Source organism: Moorena sp. (assembly GCF_982860115.1).
In genome coordinates this window covers 1-5250 of the sequence record NZ_CEYLVT010000273.1, presented here as the reverse complement: position 1 = coordinate 5250, position 5250 = coordinate 1, and the positions used below count along the sequence as shown (strand labels likewise).

General features: G+C 47.1%; 3 protein-coding genes. 2 read left to right on the top strand and 1 reads right to left on the bottom strand.

Annotated elements, in window-relative coordinates:
• Positions 1–112 precede the first annotated feature (112 nt).
• Positions 113–3355, bottom strand: a complete 3243-nt coding sequence (locus AC4II3_RS28775) for a phycobilisome rod-core linker polypeptide (RefSeq protein WP_488008626.1) — start codon at positions 3353–3355, stop codon at positions 113–115.
• 388 nt (positions 3356–3743) lie between these two features.
• Between AC4II3_RS28775 and AC4II3_RS28770 the strand changes: the two genes are divergently transcribed.
• Both AC4II3_RS28770 and AC4II3_RS28765 read left to right on the top strand, forming a co-directional pair.
• The gene (locus AC4II3_RS28770; protein WP_488008624.1) at positions 3744–4958 is read left to right on the top strand and encodes a class I SAM-dependent methyltransferase; all 1215 of its coding nucleotides are present in this window, start codon (positions 3744–3746) and stop codon (positions 4956–4958) included.
• Positions 4955–5128, top strand: a complete 174-nt coding sequence (locus tag AC4II3_RS28765) for a hypothetical protein (protein WP_488008622.1) — start codon at positions 4955–4957, stop codon at positions 5126–5128. Before AC4II3_RS28770 ends, AC4II3_RS28765 begins: the two co-directional genes overlap by 4 nt.
• Positions 5129–5250 lie beyond the last annotated feature (122 nt).

The following is a 5250-nucleotide window of genomic DNA, read 5'->3' as shown; positions in this document are numbered from 1 at the left end:
ATTTAACCTTCAACATTTAACCTTCAACATTTAACCTTCAACATTTAACCTTCAACATTTAACCTTCAATATTTAACCTCCAACTTCCAACCTTCATAATTCAGACTTTTTGCTAACTAACCCGCTGATAGGGGACTACGTCTTCACCAAAGAAGCGGGAGTATTCTGGACTATCAACCATAGCGGTTACCGCAGCTTCTAGACCCTGTGCCGCCAACAGCTGCTGGTAGGTTTGAACCTCACCGTGAGTGTTAGGGGTACGTCCGAGTAAGTGCCGGAACAATAACTCGACTACTTTGGCAGGGGGATAAGGCTGGTAAAAGCGCTGACTATAGGTGTTACTACTTGCCAAGGCTTTAACAAACTGCCGCACCGAAATTTCTCCATTGCGCAGTTGACTGTCTAGATGCTGTTGCCGGTATTTTGGTGGTACTGGTTCACCAAATAAATCCAGGACCTGGTCATAAATGGCATCAATCACCACTGCGGTTTCAACCTGAGAAATGTTTGGGGTGATGCGGAAAATCCGTGTTGGCTTAGCAGATTTAGGATTTAAGGTTGATTGGTTCCGATTAGAGGAACGACCTACCTTGGCCAGCTCGGAAGGGTTAGTAGCCACCTGCCACTTTTGGGCAGCCATATCTGCGATCGCTTTTCCGGTCAGAGGTAGCTTAGACGAATCCATGCGAGGCTCGACTGGATCAAAGCTTGGTACCACCACATCACTATTCTGCTTGGTCTGCTGATTATACAGCTTCTCGGTGTTCGGGAAATTAGCCGCTGGTAAGGTGGGGAAGCGGCGGTACGGTACGGTATCTTCTCCAAATGCCTGAGCATATTCCATGCCATTGACCATTGCGCCAATAAAGCTCCGAATGCCTTCAGAGGCCAAAATTGCATTGTAGGTCTGGATTTCCTTCTGAGTTAAGGGGGCACGTCCTAGGAAGTGCTTGGTACCCAGCTCAATCACCTTGGTGTTGGGGTAGGGGGTGTAGAACTCTTTGATGTAGAGATCAGAACAACCTAAGCCTTCAATAAACTCCTTAAGATTAATTTCGCCATTGCTGAGTCGGCTTTCCAGGGAGGTGAATGCTGCTTTGATCAGATAGGGTTCAAGATCCCGCTCAAATATTTGCCGATAAGCTGCTCCAATCAGGACTTTCAAGGCTGGCTTATCATTAAGGTCAATCAGCTTAAAGATCTTGGTTTGTTCACGCTGTACACTGACCCCCTGATTAATCCGGAATTCAACTTCCGGTTCGGTGAGCATGTCTTTGCCCTTACCCAGCTCAACAAAGCGAGGTACTTTCTCCTCACCCATGATTGCCATTGCTGATGTCACGCTACCAGACACTCCGGTGCGCATTTTTAAACCAGCCGCCGTCACATAGCGCTCATAGGGAACCGTATCTTCCCCAAATGCCTCAGAGTACTCTTTGCTGTTGACAATTGCCTCTACTACACCGTAGAAACCTTTTTTATAGGCAACATCATAGTAACTGTTCATCTCGGAGCGCCCATAGCTAGGACGACCAAGCAAACGTCGGTGGATATATTCAATTGCCTTGACTACATACAATGGTGTCCAGTAGCGTTTGCGGAAACCATCAGACTTCGCCAGCATTAGGATAAACTCGCGGACGGTAATTTCACCGTTTTCCAGCCGAGCTTCCCCTGAAGTCAGCCGTTCACCTTCATAGGGCATAAAGCCAAACACTCGAAGGTAACAGGCGCGAATTACCCTTTGAGTAGAGCTTTCGGCAAATTTGATACTCTTGTCTTGTGTACTAGGGATCTGGTCAAGGCGGATCACCTTAGAGCCAAGGGAACCGGGGAATACACCCCTTGCCCCTGGATTACTATTTTGGTTATTGATGGCTGGGCCTTGGTGGATCAGCAGGCGTTTAGTATCTTTGCCAAAGAGAGCGGGGGTGGTAGTAGGATTCCGGGTTTCTTTCGGGAAAATTGCCCCAAACTGAATTTCCAAGGAGTCATTACCAGAACCATAGACATGTTGGTCAGGCAGGGGTTGCTCGTACTTGGCAAAGGTATTGAGGAACTGGGCATCCTTACGGAAGGGAGCACTATAGCGCAACAAATCTTGCTGCATCCCCCAGTTGCGGCATTCTTGAGCCTCTTGACCATAACCCCTCAGATAGGGAACCGTTTCTTCCCCAAAGTAATCGGAGTATTCCTGAGAATCCACCAGGGCATCTACTAGAGCGGGTAAACCACCATCGGAAACAATGGAGAAGTAGCTTTGAACTTCTTCTCTTGAAGATGGACCCCTACCTAGGAAATGGCGGAAAGCTAGTTCTAAGGCCCGACTATTGATAAAAGGTTCAAAGAATTGCTTCCGGTATAGTTCAGATTTGCCCAAACGGCGAACAAACTCCTTCATGGAAATGTTCCCGTTTTTAACTAGAGATTCCAGATAAGAAATCGACAAACCGTAGGCGCGGGTAATGTCACGCTCAAAGATTTGCCGGTAGGCAGCTTTAACTACCTCAGTTTTTTCTGAGGATGACAGACCGGGCTTCATCACAAACTTAGGACGCCGCTCTGCTGCATTAAAGTAACTTTGGGGCAATTGCAGCCCTTGTTGGTCTATCGAAGGCCGTTGCCGCAGTTTATCGGAGGGTGTAGCAGCTTTAAATTCGTTAAGGGTAATGTCAAAGTACTGGGCAACAATCTCCTGTGCCGACTTATCACCTTTGAAATAATCTAGTGAAGCCGCCCGCATTCCCTGGATTGCCACGATGGTGGCATCAGCTGAACAAGCATTTTCAATGACTTCCCGCAAACCTCGCACATTAACCACTAGGATGTTGGGATCACCAGCAACAATGGCGTAAGTGATATAGCGCAACATCCAAGATAGGTCCCGCAAGGACTTTTGCATATTCCTCGGGCCATAGCGGTTGATGTCGATGGGACGGAAACTCGCTGGGGTTGGTCCAGTCGGAGAACTAAACAGAGCGCGGAAGCCCGAAAATAATCCACCTCCACTCTCGACAAAGGTACTAGTTCCCAAGGTTTTGGTGTCGGGAACCCCTGTAGCTCCAGCCCCTACTAGGGCAGGTTCTTCCTTAGGCTTTTCCAGGAAAGCCATTGGGGAACCACCCACGAAAATCCGGTTAGCCGCCTTGGATACGATTAGGTCTGAGTTTTTGGTGAGCAGATCAGCAATTGCTAAACGCTGTTCTCCAGAACGGAAGTAACCAAGTAGCTCGTTGATCTCTCCATTTCCTAAGAATCGGTCTTGCTGTTCTGCTTGGATAATGGTTGCCGATGGGACAGTTTGATAGAGTTGCACAGGAGCAACTGAGCTTCCACCACTTGCCTTGACACTCATTGGTTTGTTAAAGCTCCTAAATTTTTATGCTGTCATTGCGGACTTATGCCGCAGTTAATAAACACGTTTTAGACACCCATTTGGTTGGTAGGCATTTGGTGTTAGTCCTATCCAATCTCACTTTGGAGCAAGGGATAAGGATAATCTACTAAGGGAGTAGGTTCCATAGAATTTCCCACAGAATTTGCCAAAATGGATGTCATTGCTAAACTCGACTAGCTTTTAGATTAAAACTTTTCTGATCTCTACGGTTTATTTATTAAGAATTGTATAGAATTTAGGGGATCCAGTTCAGGATTGATGGCCATTGATCCCAGCAAACCTTTGAGATTATACTTTATTTTCGTAAAAAATTTCCCTGAATAATTAAGTTTTGTAAAGTTTTGTGATGAAAACCTCTCAAGAAACCGCTGCTGCCGTTGAGCGCCTCTACGATACCTACCCTTTTCCCCCAGAACCCTTACTCGATGAGCCACCTCCTGGATACAACTGGCGCTGGAATTGGCGAGCTGCTTATAGTTTTTGTACTGGGCAAACACCCCAAAGAGAGGAGATTCGGATTCTAGATGCTGGTTGTGGGACGGGGGTAGGCACAGAGTATCTAGTTCACCTCAATCCCCAAGCCTCAGTAGTGGGGATTGATCTTAGTGCTGGAGCCTTGAAGGTAGCCCAGGAACGCTGTCGCCGCTCTGGTGCTGATCGCGTCGAGTTTCATCACCTGAGCTTGTACGATGTTGACCAAATCGAGGGTCAGTTCGATCTAATTAACTGTGTGGGAGTGTTACATCACTTGCCAGACCCCATCCGTGGGATTCAATCGATAGCTAAGAAACTAGCACCAGGGGGCTTATTTCATATCTTTGTCTATGCTGAATTAGGACGCTGGGAAATCCAGTTGATGCAGCAAGCGATCGCACTTTTGCAGGGTCAAAACCAGGGAGACTACCAGGATGGGGTCAAGGTCGGTCGTCAATTATTTGAAGCTCTACCAGAAAAAAACCGAATTGTCAAGCGAGACCGGGAACGCTGGGCTTTGGAAAACCATCAGGATGAATGCTTCGCTGATATGTACGTTCATCCCCAAGAAATTGACTATAACATTGAAACCCTATTTGAACTAATTGATGCTGCTGGCTTGGAGTTTCTTGGGTTTTCCAATCCCCGCTACTGGCAGAAAGAGCGCTTATTTGGCAACAATCCAGAGTTAATGGCACGCTCAGAAGGTCTGAGTGAACGGGAGCTATATCGGTTAATTGAATTATTAGATCCCGAACTGACTCATTATGAGTTTTTCTTGACCCGTCCTCCCTTAGAGCGGGTAGATTGGTCAGAGGATAACGACCTGTTAGCCGCAATTCCAGAACGGCACCCTTGTATGACAGGTTGGCCAAGTAAGTCCCTATTTGACTATGATTACCAGCTGGTTAAGCTATCAGAGGAGGAATTTACGTTTCTCGAAGCCTGTGACCAGAATGGTAACTCACCCGACAACTCATCCCAAACCCAAACCGTAGCAGAAATTATCAAGCATGTTAACGTCGATTTAGATGGAGTGCGATCGCTGCTTCAACGGCAGTTAATTATGCTCAACATTGATCGTTGATAATTCAAGCATTCAGCTATCAGCTATCAGCGGTCAGCTATCAGCTATCAGCGGTCAGCTATCAGCTATCAGCGGTCAGCGGTCAGCGGTCAGCGGTCAGCGGTCAGCGGTCAGCCATCAGCCGTCAGCCATCAGCCGTCAGCGGTCAGCTTTGTGGAACAGGCTTCTAGCCTGTCAGGTGAGTTCACTCAGATTAAACCAATGCTTACCTGTTTGATTCAAAATCTGATAACTGATAGCTGATAGCTGATAGCTGATAGCTGATAACTGATAGCTGATAGCTGATAGCTGA

Excerpts from the sequence above, each read along its gene's own strand:
- AC4II3_RS28775 (WP_488008626.1), bottom strand. The coding sequence starts at position 3,355 with ATGAGTGTCAAGGCAAGTGGTGGAAGCTCAGTTGCTCCTGTGCAACTC.
- AC4II3_RS28770 (WP_488008624.1), top strand. The coding sequence starts at position 3,744 with ATGAAAACCTCTCAAGAAACCGCTGCTGCCGTTGAGCGCCTCTACGAT.